We start from the raw sequence: 17,536 nt of genomic DNA on the forward strand, positions 1-17,536 counted from the left end.
ATATTTATACCACACAAACCTTAAAGCGAAATGAATAAAACTCTTCGAAATATTATCTTAATCATCTGTACAATTTTTATTATATGGTTTATTGGATACTTTCTGATTGGAGATTTTATCAGTTTAGAATTCGCGAATCATGACTTTGCAAAACTATTTCCAAAGCTTTTAACTTTTGCTGCGGCAGTTAGTATTTATGTGCTTTTTCTACTTTCGATCAAAAAGAAAGACGGATGGAGTTTTATGAATGTGATGAAATTTATCTTTGGAATTATCTTCGGATTTCTTCCACTTTTAACCTTCGAATATTATAGTATTGGAAGTTGTACAAATTGGAAAATTGATAAAAAAATTCAAAAAACGCTTTATAAATCCAATTCTTCTGATTCAGAAAAAATTGTTTTAATCGAAACATTTTGTCCAGAATCTAACCTAAAAACAACTCAAGTAAAGCGAATTGTAGAGATTACACCACTTTTTATAACAACTTCTGAAATTGATCTAAATAAAATTTCGGATAAAAGTTGGAAAAAACTTTAATCAAAATTAAACTTTGCCCAAAATTTGATGTCTAACAGATGAAGTAACCAATTCATCTCATGACAAAATATATTCTATCATTTCTTTTTAGTTTGATTACGATTTTTTCTTTTGGACAAGAAAAGATTACCGTCACTGGAAAAGTAACGGATGTACTTAATTTTCCTTTAACTGATTCTGAAGTTATTTTAGGCAATAAAGCCGATTCTACACAAATTTCTACTACATCTACAAATGATGATGGTACGTTCAAAATTGAAATTAATCTACAAGATAAACCTGTTTATTTAATTATTGATGAACCTTTAGAAGGCGTTTTCAAACAAAGTTTCGAATCGATCAAAAACAATATTGATCTTGGAACAATTATCATTAATCCGATGATTTATGATTTGGATGAAGTTGTGGTGACAAATGTGGAACCTATGGTTGTAAAACAAGATACAATCGAATATAATGCTGATTCTTACAAAGTAAAACCGAATGCAAATTTGGAAGCTTTATTGAGAGAATTACCAGGTTTTGAAATGGATGATAGCGGAAATATTACGGTAAATGGAAAAGATGTTAATGAGATTTTAATTGATGGTGAACCATTTTTTGGAACAGATGGAAAAGTTGCGTTAGAAAATTTACCTGCAGATATTATCAAAAAAATTCAGGTTTCGGATTATAAAACAAAGAATGAAAAATTCTCTGGAGAACGTTCTAAATCAGATAAATCTTCTATAAATATTACCTTGAAAGAAGATAAAAAGAAAGGTTATATGCTCAAAGCCACCGCGGGTTATGGAACGAATAATCATTACGAAGGCAATTTGATGGCGAACTATTTTAAAGGTAAAAAGAAAATTAGTTTGATTGGTTCTTCGACGGATATTGCGGCTTCTGGAATGACAAGCGGTGAAGGTTCGCGTGGTCGTGGCGGAATGGGACGAAGAGGTTCTGATGGAGTAATAACAAATACATCGATTGGATTGAATTATAGCGATCAATTAAATGATAATTTGAAAATTGGAGCTGATTACCGTTTAAATCATTCGTTTTCAAAAAATGATCAATACAAACATATCGAAAATTTTGCGCCTAAAAATATTTATACTTCTGATGCAAATTCTAAAACAAAAAGCGAATCGTATGGACATAATTTTGGAACAAATTTAGAATGGACGAAAAACAACACAAAAGTTTATTTTTATCCATCGTTTAGTAATTCATCATCTACAAATTCATCGATTTCGGATAGTAAAACATATTCTGATTTGGGTGATTTGAGAAATCAAATGAATCAAACTTCGAATGGAAAATCAAATTCGAATACATTTAATACATTATTATCACTTAATCAGAAATTCAAAAATAAATCTTATTTAGACTTTAATTCAAGTATTTCGATTGGTAAAACAGATCGAAATTCGTTCATCAATTCAACAACTTTATATACAAATGATTCGATAGCGGATATTTATCGAAACATCAATGAAAAAAATATTTCGAAGAATAATCAATACAATTTTGATATAAAATATACGTATCCAATTACAGATTCTTTGAAAATTGCTGTTGGTTCTGCTTATAATTTAACTGATTCTGAAACCAATAATAGAACATGGAATTATAATGATGTAACGGGAGAATATGATAATTTGAACAATGATTTGACGCGTTTTTATTCAACTCAATTGAATGAATTTAATCCATATGCTCAATTATTACTGAACAAAAATAAAATTTCGGCAACTGTACGTTTTGGTGCAAATATCTATAATCAACAAAATTTTGGAACGTTTAAAGCAGATGATTACAGCTCAACTCAAAACAAAACTTTGCCAGATATTTCGGGAAATATTCGTTATCAAAGCGGAAACAACTCGCTTTCTTTAATGTATAATTATCAGACAAGTTTGGCTTCGACATCACAAGTTTTACCGATTTTAGATGAAACTGATCCGTTAGATGTTTTCAAAGGTAACCCGGATCTTGATCCAAATAAAGCGCATCAAATCAATTTGATGTTTAGCAATTTTGATCGTAAAACACGTCAAGGGTTTAACGCTAACTTAGGTTATACGTACAATGAATCGAATATTGTGAATTATACAGAAATGGATTATTCGATTTATAAACGAACTACAACGTATGAAAATGTAAAAGGGAATTATCGTCTGAATGGTAACTTTTTCTTTAATAAGCAATACCAGAAAGGGATCAATAAATTTAGAGTAAATATAGGAATGTCGGCAAGTTATGCTTTAACGCAAGGTTTTAGAGATGCGGTGAAATATGAGCAATACAATACAACTCTATCGCCTACATTGAGATTAAATTGGGATTATGGTGATTATTTAACGATTTCACCTTCTTATCGTTTGAACTTTACAAATTCGAGATATGTAAACTATTCTATTGATAATCAAAATAATATTACGCACAATTTCGGAATTAAAACGATTTCTACTTTTCCTAAAAATTTGACTTGGACAAATGATTTCAGTTACAATTATAACTCGAGAATGGCAGCAGGTTTCAAGCGTGATTTCTTTTTGTGGAATACAAGTTTGATGTATCGTTTCTTCGATGATAAATTGGAGGCTGGTGTTAAAGTTTACGATTTATTGAATCAAAATAACAGTTATACGCGTACAATTACAGCAGAATCAACAATCGATCAACGCAATAATATTCTGACTCGTTTTGTAATGTTCTCGTTAACATTCAACTTAAATCAGTTTGGTGGAAAATCAACAAAAAATGGAAACGGAAACCGACCAAGAGAAGGTGGTGGAATGCGAAGAATGGAAATGCAATAGTAAAATAACAACAAAAAAACGGCTCAAAATTGAGCCGTTTTTTCAATTCTTATATAATCAAAAAAAGCTTCACCATTTCTGATGAAGCTTTTGATTAAATATCCCTCTTGTTTTTAGAAAACTCTTACCAACAATTCTTGTTCTATTTTATCGTGACAATTTTCTAATGCATTTCTCTCTGCTTTTCCAGCTTTCCAATGCGATGTACAATAAAATTCGTCTTTTTTCCATTCTAAATCATCTTTAAAAAATGATTTTATTTCCTTTACAGATTTAGATTCTCCCGCAACATAAGCAAAACGTTTTCCATCTTTGCGTTTCGGAAATTGCTGATTTTTCGTCAAACTATATAAAGCTGTTCCACTTCCTACATTTTGATTCACAATCCATTTAAATTCTAAATTTGCTTTTGTTTCAATTTGGTGAATATCATCTTCTGTTGGCACTTCCACACAAACAATTCCGTTTGTTTTAGCAGGAAGAGACTCTATAATTGCCGAAATTACAGGCAAACCTGTTAAATCTGCAGCTAAGAAAATGAAATCTGTTTTTGGAGCCAAGTCTTTCTTTTTCGACTTCATCGAAACCCCAATCATATCTCCAACTTTCGCCTCATTTGCCCAACGCGATCCTGGACCGTTCAATCCATGATTTGCAATATCAATCACAATCACATTGTTTTTTGCATCAATATCACGCAACGTATAGGTACGAGAAACTGGTTTAAATTTTTCTGATGGCGAAATCCATTTTTGATTTTCTTCATCATACTCAGCGTAGTGAATATCACGGATTCCAAGCGGTGGAAAAAGTAATTTACATGTTCCGCCCAACGTTGTATCCTTAAAAAAAGAAACATCATCATTCTCCAAATGAACGCGAATAAGATGTGGTGTCACAAATTCTTTCTTTTTTAAGATGAACTTCTCCTTCGCAATTTTCACTTTATCTCCCATCAGATTATTTAGATTTATTCTAATTCTATGCGAATATAAAATAAATTTAGATTGAATAAAAATAATAAAATGTTAAAGTAAAAAGTTATACTTTTTTTAATATCATTTTAATATGATAACTAAATAATTAGCCTTAACTTTTACATATCAAAAAATAACCTAAAAAACGAACAGAAAATGGAAAATACTTTTTGCGAAATCTCGCTCGAACAAAGAACTCTTCCACTTGAAGGCGGATTTAATTGCAGAGATTTAGGTGGAATAATTAACACAAAAAATGAAGTCATTAGAAAAGGATTGTTAATTCGATCTGATGATTTAGCAAATTTGACAGATGATGACTTGGAGATTTTAAACGATTTTCCAATTCGAACAATTATTGATTTACGCACGACTTACGAACGTTTAAAAAATCAAGATCACATTCCAAATAGTTGTAATCACGAAGTTCATTTGGATATTTCTTCTGGACATTTCGAAAATTTAGTGAAACAATTCAAAGCTGGAATTTCAAATCCGAAAGAATTTATGTGCAAAATTTACGAGGATTTTGTTTTAGATAAGACGTGTCAAACGCAATACAAAAGCTTTTTTGATATTATTCAACACAAAAATAGAACGCCAATTTTATTTCATTGTACAGCTGGAAAAGATCGAACTGGATTTGCAACAGCAATGATTTTATCTGCTTTGAAAGTCGATTTAGATACAATTATGGATGATTATTTGGCTTCTAATATCTTTTTGGAACAAAAATATGCTCACATCTTAAAAATCGATCCAAATTATAAATATCTAATTGATGTTTTACCTGAATATTTAGAAAGTTCTTATGAAGCGATTAATAAGAATTTTGGTTCAGTCGAAAATTATTTAACTGATATTTTAAAGGTTGATTTAGATTTGATGAAAGATTTATACATAAAAAAATAAGCGATCAATTGATCGCTTTATTTTTTATCTAAAATTTCATTCGTTGAATTCGTACCGCATTCAAAATTGCTAATAAAGCAACCCCAACATCAGCAAAAACAGCTTCCCACATATTGGCGATTCCTTCTGCACCAAGGAAAAGCACGATTATTTTAACGCCCATTGCTAAAATGATATTCTGTATCACAATCTTTTTTGTTTCACGACCAATTTTTATCGCCGTTGCTATTTTAGAAGGTTGATCGGTTTGGATTACAACATCTGCAGTTTCTATCGCAGCATCACTACCAAGTCCACCCATCGCAATTCCAACATCAGAAAGAGCTAAAACAGGTGCATCATTGATTCCATCTCCAACAAAAGCCACCACTTGATTTTGATCTTTTTTCAATGCTTCAACTTTCTCTACTTTTCCTTCTGGTAACAATCCACCAAAAGCTTCATCAACACCAACTTCTTTCGCAACTTTCTGCGTAATGGTATTTTTATCACCACTCAACATAATCGTTTTCGAAACACCCAAAGCCTTCATTTTCTGAATTGCTTGTTGCGCATCTTCCTTAATTTTATCGGCAATCGTAATATATCCAGCATATTTATTATCAACCGCGACTACCACAATGCTTTCTACAATATCATGAATTTCTTGTGGATACTGAATCGAGAAATGATCTAATAATTTAGTATTTCCAGCTAAAACTATTTTTCCATCAACTTTTCCTTTCAAACCTTTTCCAGAAATTTCTTCCACTTCTATCGCTTTCAATTCTGATGGATGACTTGCCACAATCGCTTTCGCAATTGGATGCGTAGATTGTTTTTCTAAAGCCGAAACAAGATTTAAAAAATCGTTTTCAGGAAGATTAGTTTCAATTTTTTGAACTTCGAAAACCCCTTCCGTCATTGTTCCTGTTTTATCCATCACAACTGTGTTTACTTTCGCCATTAAATCTAAAAAGTTAGAACCTTTTACTAAAATTCCGTTGCGTGAAGCTGCCCCAATTCCTCCGAAATAACCCAATGGAACCGAAATTACTAATGCACAAGGACAAGAAACAACCAAGAAAACTAAACCTCTATACAACCAATCATGAAAATCATAATTGTCAACAAAAAAGTAAGGAATAATCACCAAAGCAGCAGCTAAAAAGAAAACAATTGGTGTATATATTTTTGCAAATTTTCGGATAAATAATTCAGTTGGTGCTTTGCGAGAAGCTGCATCTTGAACCATTTGTAAGATTTTTGCAATCGAACTATCTTCAAATTTTTTAGTAGTTTGAATCTCGATTACATTTTCAAGATTTAACATTCCTGCCAAAACAGTTTCTCCAGTTTTATAAGTTGAAGGCTTACTTTCTCCCGTCAAAGCAGCAGTATTAAAGCTTCCTTTATCTGAAATCATAATTCCATCTAACGGAACTTTTTCCCCAACTTTTACCTGAATTGTTTCTCCAATTACCACATCTTGCGGTTTTATTGTTTCGAAATTACCATTTCGTAAAACATGCGCTGTATCTGGGCGAACATCTAACAAGGCTTTGATATTTCCTTTTGCCTTATTAACCGCAGCTTCCTGAAACATTTCGCCAATAGTATAAAACAACATTACCGCTACACCTTCTGGATATTCGCCAATAATGAAAGCACCTAAAGTTGCAATTCCCATCAACGAAAATTCATTGAAAAAATCTAGCTTTTTAGCTAATTTAAAGGCTTCTCCCCAAACAGGAAATGCTACTATAATATAAGAAATGCCAAACCATATCAAACGAATAGTCTGATTATCAACAAACCAAGTCGGTTTTAAAACATATTGAACAAAAATCCCAGCAAAGAAAATAGCTAAACTGGCACCTAATAAAATTTTACTATTATTGTGTTCGTGGTCATGACCTTCGTGATTGTGATCATGAGTATCTTTATGTTCGTCATTTGACGTACTACAACAAGCTTTAGACATAATTCAAAAATTTATATTTCAAAATTATAAAGTTATTGCTGCAATCTGGTTGCAAAGTTTAGGACTTACATTGATCGCAAATTCCTTTTAAGATAAATGAAGATTGTTCGGCTTCGAAATTTTTGGGTAGATTGATTTCTGGCACATGAATATTTCGCAAACAAAACGTTTGATTACAATTGTTGCAATGAAAATGAGCATGCGTAAACTCGGGCGTACATTTGCAACTCGACTCGCAAAGCGCATATTTTATAGAACCCGTTCCGTCCTCGATTGAATGAATTAATTTATTTTCTTCGAAAGTTTTTAAGGTTCTATAAATTGTTACTCGATCTGCCTGATCCATTTCAATTTCTAAATCAGCCAAGCTCAGCGCAACTTCTGCATTCATCAATTTATCCAAGACCAACAATCTCATCGCAGTCGGATTGATAGAACGATTTTGTAATGTTTTGTTTAAAATTTCTGTTTGCATTTTCTTCGATTTCGAATATAAAGTTACGAAAAAAGAGGCAAATCGTATTGATTTACCTCTTTTTATAAATTTGAATATTATCTTATTTGATTGTTATTTCATCAACGAAAATATAGGATTTCCCTTGAAAAGGTTCTGCTAAATGACCTTTTGGAAATGCACCATAATTTGTTGCTTTTACTTTGATATAACGTGCTTTTTCTGTTTTGAACTGAACTTTCCATGAATCAGAAAACACATTATTATCAAATGCATCAACTTGTTTTTCTAACATTCCAACCAATTTAAAATTCTGATTATCCTTAGAAATATAGACTTCTAATTTTGTCGGTAAGACAATCCAAGAACGAGAATCTTGCAAGAAATTCATGACAACAGAAGAAACGGATTTCGTTTTTTTCATGTCAACAATTGCTACAAAATCTTGGTCATAATAGCCTTGCCAATCACCTTTTTTCCAATTGCTATCTCCAAGTATTCCATCCAATAAACCTTGTGGTCCACCTGCATGATATTGTGGTGTATACGTAGAATTCAACTGAATTGTATAATCATTTGGTTTCTTTGTAAACGTTCCAGAAATCGTTTTACTTTTCTTTCCATTCATTTCTATGAAAGAAGAAATTGTAGTCGTTTCTTTTATTAAAATTGGCTTTTTATAGATTTCAGCTTTTTTACCATTCACCGAAACATAAATTTTTGCATTAGGTTCAGAAGATTTTACTTCGACATTCATTTTATTTTGAAATGATCTATCTTCAGCAACCAAAACTGGAACCGTTACAATTTTTTCACTTTCAGAAATAGTCTTAATCTCTCTATCTTTCAAGAATTCAAATCCTAAAAATTGATTTTCTTTATAATTATTTTTCGTGATTACACGCTTCGTTCCATCTTCTAAATTAATCGTGATTTCATCAAAATACGGCTCAACAGTCGTCCACATTCCAGAACCTGGCGTAACACTGTAAATTCCCATCGAAGCCAAAACATACCACGCACTCATCTGCCCACAATCTTCATTACCAATTAATCCATCTGGCGAATTTTTATAATGTTCGTCCAAAATTTTATGGACTAATTCTTTCGTTTTTTCAGGTTTATCAATGTAATTGTACAAAAAAGCTACGTGATGACTCGGCTCATTTCCTTGCGCATATTGCCCAATAAGTCCCGTAACATCCACTTGTTCACGACCTGTAGTTTCTGATGGCGCATTAAATAATTCATCCAATTTTGCCTCAAAACCATCTTTTCCTCCATAAATATCAATCATTCCATTGATATCTTGCGGAGCGAAAAATGTGTATTGCCAACCATTTGCTTCTGTGTAATTGTTATTAACTTCACGCGGATCAAAAGGCTTTAGCCAACCTCCATTTTTCTTTGGCTGAATAAATTTTGTCTCATGATTAAATAAATTTTTCCAATATTGAGAACGCTCAATGAAGTAATTATAATCGTCTTGTTTATTTAAAATCAATGCCATTTGTGCAATACACCAATCATCGTATGCATATTCTAACGTTTTTGAAACTGACTCGTGTTCATCATCAATCGAAATAAATCCATTCTGTTTGTAGGCTTTCAATCCCAAATGATCTAACATTGCCGAATGTTTTGCTGCTTCATAAGCTTTCTCATATTCAAAGCCTTTGAAACCTTTTACCATCGCATCTGCAATCACAGAAACCGAGTGATAACCAATCATACAATCGGTTTCATTGCTCGCTAATTCCCAAACTGGCAAACGTCCGCCTTGTTCGTAATGCTTGATAAATGTGTTAATAAAATCGATCGTTCTTCTATTCTCAATCAACGTATACAAAGGATGCGCAGCACGAAAAGTATCCCAAAGTGAAAAAACCGAATAATAATCGAAATTATTTGCCAGATGAATTTGATCGTCCATTCCACGATAATTTCCATTCAGATCTTGCGAAATATTTGGTTGCATCATCGTGTGATACATCGCGGTATAAAAAATTGTTAGCTTATTTTTGTCTGAAGATTTTACTTCAATCTTAGATAATTCTTTGTTCCAAGCTTTTTCAGCAGCAGCTTTCGTTTTTGTAAAATCAAATGTTGTTAACTCTTTACTATTAACATCCGTTCCATTATATCCAGTTGTAGACAAGGTAACTTTTACCAAAATCTTCTCACCTTTCTTTACTTTTTTCCCAAAAGCCAAGGCAATTTCATTTCCTTTGAATGTTTTAGATGTAATATTTCCGTCTTTTGAAGAAGTTAATTTCAACGGAACATTAAATTCTATTTTCGCAAAAATCTTTTGATTTTTCGCCCATTCTTCCGAATTTCTGTAGACATAAAGCGTTTTAGCGTCTACAATTTTCACTTCTCCGTCTACTAATTTATCACGATGATTAAGATCTAAAATGATATTTGCATCACCAGCTTTATTAAAAGTATATTCATGCAAACCAACGCGAGTTGTCGTAGTTAATCGAACATTGATATTGTATTTATCTAATAAAACTTGATAATATCCGGCTGTTGCTTTTTCATTTTTATTCGAAAATTTTGAGCCATAATCCGTTTGATTAAATCCTTTTTGATTAAGCGTTGGCATCAACATAATATCGCCATAATCAGAAACTCCTGTTCCGTTAAGATGCGTATGCGAAAAACCATAAATAAAATCATCTGAATAATGATATCCACTACAACCGTCCCAACTTCCATCAACACGCGTATCTGGCGAAAGCTGAACCATTCCATAAGGCAAAGTCGCGCCAGGAAAAGTATGCCCGTGACCGCCGGTTCCAATAAAAGGATTTACATATTGTGTATAATCATTTTTTTGAGCAAATGAAATACTTGAAATCATTATCCAAAAAACAGATAGTAAAATTGTTCTCATAAGTTTTTAGTGTTTTGAGTATCAGATAAACTGTTATACAATTATATGAATTATATTTGTTAGATTCATAATTTGAAATCGATTAACATATGAATAATAGAAGAAATTTTATAAAAAATTTAGGTGCATTAGGCTTGCTTTTAGGTACAACAAAACTTGATCTTAGTGCACAAACTAAATCTATAAAATCAGCTACTTCAACAAAAATCAATAAGCCAATTGTTCTTTCTACATGGCGTTTTGGACTTGAAGCTAATGCTGAAGCTTGGAAAATTTTAGGTAAAAATGGAACTGCTTTAGACGCAGTAGAACAAGGAGTAAAATTGGTGGAGGCAGATCCAAATGAACGAAGTGTTGGTTACGGTGGACGTCCTGATCGTGATGGAAAAGTAACGTTGGACGCCTGTATTATGGACGATCAAGCGAATATCGGTTCTGTTGCAGGTTTAGAATATATCAAACATCCTATTTCTGTTGCGCGAAAAGTGATGGAAGATACGCCGCATGTTATGTTAGTTGGAAATGGTGCACTTCAATTTGCGTTGGAAAAAGGCTTCAGAAAAGAGAATTTATTGACTGATGTTTCCGAACAAGAATGGAAAGAATGGTTGAAAGACACCAACTATCAAATGCCAATCAATATCGAAAATCATGATACAATTGGAATGATTGCATTAGATGCGCACGGAAATCTTTCTGGAGCTTGTACGACAAGTGGCATGGCATACAAAATGCACGGACGTGTTGGAGATTCACCAATTATCGGCGCAGGTTTGTATGTTGATAACGAAATTGGTGCAGCGACAGCAACTGGACACGGTGAAGAAGTAATTCGTATTGCGGGAAGTCATTTGGTTGTGGAATTGATGCGTCAAGGTTATTCGCCAGAAAATGCGTGTAAGGAGGCTGTACATCGAATTATTAAGTTAACAAAATCGCGCAAAAAAGATTTATCGGCTATTCAAGTTGGTTTTATTGCGATTAATAAACAAGGTGAATATGGTTCGTATTGTATCCATCCAGGCTTTAACTTTGCGGTTTATGACGAAACTGGAAATCGTTTGATTGACGGAAAATCTATTACAAAATGAAAAAATTAGAAATCGCTTGTTTCAACTTAGAATCAGCTTTAATTGCTGCAAAATCAAATGCAGATCGAATTGAGTTATGCGCCAATGCTTCAACAGGTGGAGTTACACCAGATTTTGAAGATATCAAAACATTGCGAAAAGAAACAGACAAAGAAATTATGGTGATGATTCGCCCTCGTGGTGGAGATTTTTGTTATTCTGATGAAGAATTTGAACAAATGAAATCTGAAATCATCATGATTAAAAATTTTAGAATTGATGGTTTTGTTTTTGGAATTTTGAATGAAGATAACGAAATTGATTTTGAACGAAATCAAGAATTAGTTGAACTTTCAAAACCTTTTCCATGTACGTTTCATCGTGCATTTGACAGAACTTCTGATGCCGAGGACACACTTCAAACAGTGATTGATTTAGGATTCAAAACAATCTTAACTTCTGGCTTGGATAGCAATGTAGATTATGGAAAACGTGAATTAAAAAATCTGGTTAAAAAAGCAGAAAATCAAATTACAATTATGCCTGGAGGTGGTTTGCGCTCAACAAATATTGAAGAAATTGATTCATATGCAAATGCAACTTATTTTCATTCTTCAGCAATGATTGACGATTCTGGAATTGCTAATTTAGAAGAAATCAATCGATTAAAAAGTTTGATAAATTCTGAAAAATAAAAATAGTAACTTTGGACTATGCTTTGGGAAAATGTAATTGGACAACAGGAGATTAAAAACAAACTTCAACAATCTATAAAAGATGGTCGTATAAGTCATGCGCAGCTATTTTCTGGTCCAGAAGGTTCGGGAACTTTGGCTTTGGCTATTGCTTATGCACGTGAGGTTTTGTGTGGTTTGAATAACGAACAATGCAATCTGAAAGTTGATAAATTACAACATCCCGATTTACATTTTTCTTTTCCTTATTCAGCAACAGAAAGTGTAAAAAAGCCACTTGCTAAGTATTTATTAAACGATTGGCGAACTTTTGTAGACGAAAATGTCTATGGAAATCTAACCGATTGGATGTCCCATCTCGGAATTGAAAAAAAACAAGGCGTTATCCCTGTTGATGAAGCAGATGAAATTGTTAAAACATTAGCGCTAAACAGTTACGAAGGCGGTTACAAAATCATGATTATTTGGCAAGCAGAGGAAATGACAACTGCTGCAGCCAATAAATTGTTGAAAATAATTGAAGAACCACCTCAAAAAACACTGTTTTTATTGGTAACAGAGCGCGAGGATTTAATTTTACAAACCATTACTTCTCGTTGTCAATTAGTCAAAATCCCACGTTTATCGCAATCGGATGTAAAGAACTATTTGGTTGAGAAGAAAAATATTAATCCAGAAAAAGCGCAACATATTGCTTTTCTATCGCAAGGAAATGTACGAGAAGCCTTGCATCAATTGAATGATGACGAGCATTTATTCGATAAATATTTTGTGACTTGGGTTCGAAAAGCGTTTATGGCAGCCAAAACTCCAACCGTTTTAAAGGATTTGATTGATTGGTCAAATCAAATTGCAAGTTGGTCGAGAAGTGAGCAAAAAGATTTTTTGAACTATTGTTCCGAGATTTTTCGTCAAGCTTTGTTAAAAACGTATCAATCTGATGATTTAGTTTTCTTGCAAATCAATGCAGAAGGCTTTAAATGGCAAGGTTTTGCGCCTTTTATACATGGAGCAAATATCGAAGATATTTTAAATGAAATTAATGAAGCGTCATATCATATCGAGCGAAATGGTAATTCTAAAATTATTCTTTTAGATTTATCAATCAAGCTAACGAGATATTTACATCGCAAAACAGCATAAAAAAACCACTTATCTAATAAGTGGTTTCTTTATATGATCTGAATGTTATTTCAAATTATTTTGCTGGAGCTTCAGTAGCTGGAGCTACTTCTTTAGCTGCACCTTCAACTTTAGTTGCTGCTGAATCAACTTTAGCTGCTGCTGAGTCAACTACTGCTGCTGCTGAATCAACTACTGCTGCTGCTGAATCAACTGTTACTGCTGCTGAATCAACGTTAGCTGGTGCTTCTTCTGCTTTTTTCTCACCACAAGATACTGCTCCTAAAGATAAAGCTGCTACTGCAACTACTGCGAAAAATTTTTTCATTGTTTTATTGTTTTAATTATTAATAATTTTCGATTAATTTTCTTTGACAAATGTATTTCGAAATGCAAACAACAGCATGTAAAATCAATGTAATATAGTTGTATTAATAAATTCTCAATAAATAAAGTTTAATGCATTAATTATCAATTAATTATAAAATATTTTACAATTTTTGAATATTATTTGTAAAAAACATTATGTCAATTATTTATCTAATAAAGACAGTAAAATCTAAAAATAAGTAGATTTTGATTAATTTTTGATACTAAATCATTTAATCTTTATTCTAAAAAATTAATTATTTATACATTTGTATAAATTTAATAAAAGTATGCTAGTAGTTTCTTACATTCAAGAAAACAAAGATCGTGTAATTGAAGGACTTAAAAAACGTAACTTCAAACAATTAGATCTTGTTGATGAAGTTTTAAATGTGGATGAACTTCGTCGTAAAACACAATTTGAATTAGATAATGTATTAGCTGAATCCAACAAATTAGCAAAAGAAATTGGTAATTTGTTTAAAGATGGAAGATCGGAAGAGGCTAATGAATTAAAAAACAAAACGGTTGATTTAAAAACTCAATCAAAAGAGTTACAAGATTTATTATCGTCTTACGAAACATCCGTTAAAGATATTTTGTATCAAATCCCGAATATTCCGAACGAAATCGTAATGGCAGGAAAAGATGCTGATGATAACGAAATCGTTTTTGAACACGGAGATGCAACTGCAAAACCAAACAATTTGCCACACTGGGAAGTTGCTAAGAAATTTGACATCATTGATTTTGAATTAGGTGTTAAAATTACTGGAGCTGGTTTCCCTGTTTACAAAGGAAAAGGTGCTCGTTTGCAACGTGCTTTAACGCAATTTTTCTTAGATAAAAATTCTGATGCTGGTTATACAGAAATTGTTCCTCCTTTTGTTGTAAATGAGGCTTCTGGTTATGGAACTGGACAGTTACCAGACAAAGAAGGGCAAATGTATTATATTGGAGAAGATGATTTGTACTTGATCCCTACTGCGGAAGTTCCTGTAACAAATATTTACCGTGATACGATTGTAAAAGCAGAAGATTTACCAATTACGCTGACTGCATATTCGCCTTGTTTCCGTCGTGAAGCGGGTTCTTATGGAAAAGATGTAAGAGGTTTGAATCGTTTGCACCAATTTGAGAAAGTTGAGATTGTGCGTATTGAAAAACCAGAAAATTCTTATGCTGCTTTAGACGGAATGATTGAGCACGTAAAAGGAATTTTAGAAGATTTAGAATTACCATACCGTATTTTAAGACTTTGTGGTGGAGATACAGGTTTTACATCTGCAATTACATACGATTTCGAAGTTTTCTCTGAGGCGCAAGAAAAGTGGCTAGAAGTTTCTTCTGTTTCTAATTTTGAGACATTCCAAGCGAATCGTTTGAAATTACGTTACAAAGATGAAAACGGAACGCAATTAGCGCATATTTTAAATGGTTCTGCTTTAGCTTTACCACGTATTTTAGCGTCAATTCTAGAGAATCACCAACAGGCTGATGGAACAGTAAAAATTCCGAAAGCATTGCAACCTTATACTCGTTTTGAGATTTTAGATTAATTAATAACCTTTCAGATAAATAAAAAGCTCGAGAAATTCTCGAGCTTTTTTATGTTATTAAAATTGAAACTAAATCAAATACTTCAATTCTTCTTTCAAACTATCTTCCCAAGTCGGAATATCAAGTTGATACACTTCTTTTATTTTTGATTTATCCAATAAACTGTACGCAGGACGCTTCGCTTTTGTTGGATAAGCTGAAGTTGGAACAGGATTAATTTCGATTGTTGAATTAGAAAATTCTTTAATTTTTTGAGCAAATTCAAACCAAGAACATTCTCCTTCATTCGAATAATTAAAAATTCCATACGTTAAATCATTTTTCGAAATAATCGTTAAGATTGCGTCAGCCAAATCAATCGCATTTGTTGGAGAACCAATTTGATCTGCCACAACAGAGATTGAATCTTTGTCATTAAACAATCTAAGCATCGTTTTAACGAAGTTATTTCCAAATCGAGAATAAACCCAAGCTGTGCGTAAAATAATCGTTTTAGGATTGTTTTCTAATGCTAAATTTTCTCCGTCTAACTTTGTTTGACCATAGACACCAATCGGATTTGTTTGATCAGTTTCTAAACGAGGTTGAGCTTCAGTTCCATCAAACACATAATCTGTCGAAACATGAATAAATGGAATTCCTTTCTCATTCGTAATTTTTGCTAAAAATTCTGTTGCTTTTGCGTTTACTAAATAAGCATTCTCTTGATCATCTTCTGCTTTATCAACCGCTGTATAAGCTGCACAATTGATAACAAAATCGAATGATTTATCTTCGAAATAATGATTAATTAATTCTTCGTTCGTAATATCTAATTCGTTTCGAGTGACAAAAAAACATTCAATTTCCTTGTAGTTTTTTGATTGCTCTAAGATTGATTGACCTAACTGACCATTCGCTCCGGTAACTAAAATTCTTTTCATATATAAAAAAAGCCACTAAAATAGTGGCTTGAAGATATTAATAATACTTAAAATTATAAACCTAATTCTTTTTTAACATCGTTTAATAAGTCGTATCCTCCAGCTTTGTAAACTAAAACACCTGCAGGTAAAACATATTTAACTCCTTTTTTTGCAGCAGCAGCATTAATTGCATCCATTACTCTTTTCTCGATTGGATCCATTAAAGCTTTCTCTTTTGCTTGCATTTCATCTTGAGCAGCTTTTGCATAATTTTCATATTTCTTTTGCATTTCTTGCTCTTTTTCTTGGTATTTGTTCGCTGCAATTAATTTTTGAGCTTCTTCTTGAGATTTACCAGCTAAATCTTTTTGTGCTTTTTCCATAAAAGCCTTATATTCTGCTTGTAAAGCTTCAATTTTAGTTTGGTGACCTTTTCCTAATGCTTCTAAGTCTGCTTCAGCTTTTTTGTATGCTGGCATTGATTCAATTACTGCTTGCGTATCAATATGTGCAATTTCTTGAGCGAAAGATAAAACGCTTCCGAAAACCATCATTGTAAATACTGCTATCAATCTAATTTGTTTCATTTCTAGTCTAATTTGTTTTTTAAAATTTATTTTCTTGTTTTATTGCTACTATTACTAGTTTTATTATTTCCAGAAGTTGATGTTTTTGAATTATTTGGTTTCAATTCTGGTCTTAAAGTCATTAATACTTCTCTACTTATGTCAAACTTTGGATCTGTGTAAATCATGATTAAATCACTTCCTTTATCAAATACGAAACCATAACCTCTTTTATCAGCAACTTCTTTTGTCGCATTATAAATTTGATCTTGTAAAGGTTTTACCATTGATCTTCTCAGATTCACTAAATCACCATTTGGTCCATAACGCTTGTCTTGCAAAATTCTTACAGCTGCCACTTCATCCGCTAGCTTTTTCTCTTGCTCTTTCACCTGTTCTGCCGTTAATAAAATCTTTTCGGCTTCGAATTCGGCTTGTAATTTAGCTAAATTTTCTTGTTTTTGCTCAATTTCTTTTTGCCAAGATTCTGTTTGAGATTTTAATTTGCTTTGAGACGAAGTATATTCAGGTAAATTTTCTAAAATATACTGGCTGTCTACGTAACAAAATCTTTGCGCAAAAGAGAAACTTGCTAATCCAAAGAACAACGCTATAAAGCTAATCCATTTTTTCATATTTGTGATGTGTTAATTCTAAAATTATGCCAAAACGTTCTAAGCAAATTTAATCA

General features: G+C 32.4%; 15 protein-coding genes. 8 read left to right on the plus strand and 7 right to left on the minus strand.

Going from position 1 to position 17,536, the window contains the following annotated elements:
• Nucleotides 1-30 precede the first annotated feature (30 nt).
• Nucleotides 31-540 (plus strand): hypothetical protein, encoded by a 510-nt coding sequence (locus tag B4H69_RS08940; RefSeq protein WP_038334805.1) that lies wholly within the window; start codon nucleotides 31-33, stop codon nucleotides 538-540.
• Between the two features lie 59 nt (nucleotides 541-599).
• The gene (locus B4H69_RS08945) at nucleotides 600-3,350 is read left to right on the plus strand and encodes an outer membrane beta-barrel protein (RefSeq protein WP_291093601.1); all 2,751 of its coding nucleotides are present in this window, start codon (nucleotides 600-602) and stop codon (nucleotides 3,348-3,350) included.
• A gap of 113 nt (nucleotides 3,351-3,463) precedes the next feature.
• On the opposite strand, the gene B4H69_RS08950 is transcribed toward B4H69_RS08945, so the two are convergent.
• A complete protein-coding gene (locus tag B4H69_RS08950) occupies nucleotides 3,464-4,306 on the minus strand; it encodes a siderophore-interacting protein (protein WP_038334795.1) in 843 nt (280 codons plus the stop codon).
• Between the two features lie 177 nt (nucleotides 4,307-4,483).
• Between B4H69_RS08950 and B4H69_RS08955 the strand changes: the two genes are divergently transcribed.
• Nucleotides 4,484-5,239: a tyrosine-protein phosphatase gene (locus B4H69_RS08955; protein WP_114998358.1), complete on the plus strand. Its 756-nt coding sequence runs from the start codon at nucleotides 4,484-4,486 to the stop codon at nucleotides 5,237-5,239.
• 28 nt (nucleotides 5,240-5,267) lie between these two features.
• Here B4H69_RS08955 and B4H69_RS08960 read toward each other — a convergent pair whose 3' ends face one another.
• From B4H69_RS08960 to B4H69_RS08970, 3 genes are all read right to left on the minus strand, one after another.
• Entirely contained in the window at nucleotides 5,268-7,202 is a 1,935-nt protein-coding gene (locus tag B4H69_RS08960; protein ID WP_280045857.1) for a heavy metal translocating P-type ATPase, read from the minus strand.
• 58 nt (nucleotides 7,203-7,260) lie between these two features.
• Nucleotides 7,261-7,677, minus strand: a complete 417-nt coding sequence (locus tag B4H69_RS08965) for a Fur family transcriptional regulator (protein ID WP_280045858.1) — start codon at nucleotides 7,675-7,677, stop codon at nucleotides 7,261-7,263.
• A gap of 82 nt (nucleotides 7,678-7,759) precedes the next feature.
• Nucleotides 7,760-10,558, minus strand: a complete 2,799-nt coding sequence (locus B4H69_RS08970; RefSeq protein ID WP_280045860.1) for a GH92 family glycosyl hydrolase — start codon at nucleotides 10,556-10,558, stop codon at nucleotides 7,760-7,762.
• A gap of 89 nt (nucleotides 10,559-10,647) precedes the next feature.
• Between B4H69_RS08970 and B4H69_RS08975 the strand changes: the two genes are divergently transcribed.
• From B4H69_RS08975 to serS, 5 genes are all read left to right on the plus strand, one after another.
• On the plus strand, nucleotides 10,648-11,649 hold the full coding sequence (locus B4H69_RS08975; protein WP_291093604.1) for an isoaspartyl peptidase/L-asparaginase family protein: 1,002 nt from the start codon (nucleotides 10,648-10,650) through the stop codon (nucleotides 11,647-11,649).
• Nucleotides 11,646-12,323, plus strand: a complete 678-nt coding sequence (locus B4H69_RS08980; protein ID WP_291093606.1) for a copper homeostasis protein CutC — start codon at nucleotides 11,646-11,648, stop codon at nucleotides 12,321-12,323. Before B4H69_RS08975 ends, B4H69_RS08980 begins: the two co-directional genes overlap by 4 nt.
• Nucleotides 12,324-12,341: 18 nt before the next feature.
• On the plus strand, nucleotides 12,342-13,466 hold the full coding sequence (locus B4H69_RS08985; protein ID WP_180905655.1) for an ATP-binding protein: 1,125 nt from the start codon (nucleotides 12,342-12,344) through the stop codon (nucleotides 13,464-13,466).
• Between the two features lie 20 nt (nucleotides 13,467-13,486).
• Complete coding sequence (locus tag B4H69_RS08990; RefSeq protein WP_180905654.1) at nucleotides 13,487-13,789, plus strand: hypothetical protein; 303 nt, start codon at nucleotides 13,487-13,489, stop codon at nucleotides 13,787-13,789.
• A 315-nt stretch (nucleotides 13,790-14,104) separates the two neighbouring features.
• The gene (gene serS, locus B4H69_RS08995) at nucleotides 14,105-15,373 is read left to right on the plus strand and encodes a serine--tRNA ligase (protein ID WP_291093609.1); all 1,269 of its coding nucleotides are present in this window, start codon (nucleotides 14,105-14,107) and stop codon (nucleotides 15,371-15,373) included.
• A gap of 69 nt (nucleotides 15,374-15,442) precedes the next feature.
• Here serS and rfbD read toward each other — a convergent pair whose 3' ends face one another.
• The 3 genes from rfbD to B4H69_RS09010 are packed head-to-tail and all read right to left on the minus strand — an operon-like array spanning nucleotide 15,443 to nucleotide 17,480.
• Nucleotides 15,443-16,297, minus strand: coding sequence for a dTDP-4-dehydrorhamnose reductase (gene rfbD, locus B4H69_RS09000; protein WP_180905652.1), 855 nt, complete (start codon nucleotides 16,295-16,297; stop codon nucleotides 15,443-15,445).
• 53 nt (nucleotides 16,298-16,350) lie between these two features.
• Nucleotides 16,351-16,866, minus strand: coding sequence for an OmpH family outer membrane protein (locus B4H69_RS09005; protein ID WP_180905651.1), 516 nt, complete (start codon nucleotides 16,864-16,866; stop codon nucleotides 16,351-16,353).
• A 26-nt stretch (nucleotides 16,867-16,892) separates the two neighbouring features.
• Nucleotides 16,893-17,480 (minus strand): OmpH family outer membrane protein, encoded by a 588-nt coding sequence (locus B4H69_RS09010; RefSeq protein WP_180905650.1) that lies wholly within the window; start codon nucleotides 17,478-17,480, stop codon nucleotides 16,893-16,895.
• Between the last annotated feature and the right edge of the window lie 56 nt (nucleotides 17,481-17,536).

This window comes from Empedobacter sp. UBA6745, assembly GCF_002453775.1.
GTDB lineage: Bacteria > Bacteroidota > Bacteroidia > Flavobacteriales > Weeksellaceae > Empedobacter > Empedobacter falsenii_C.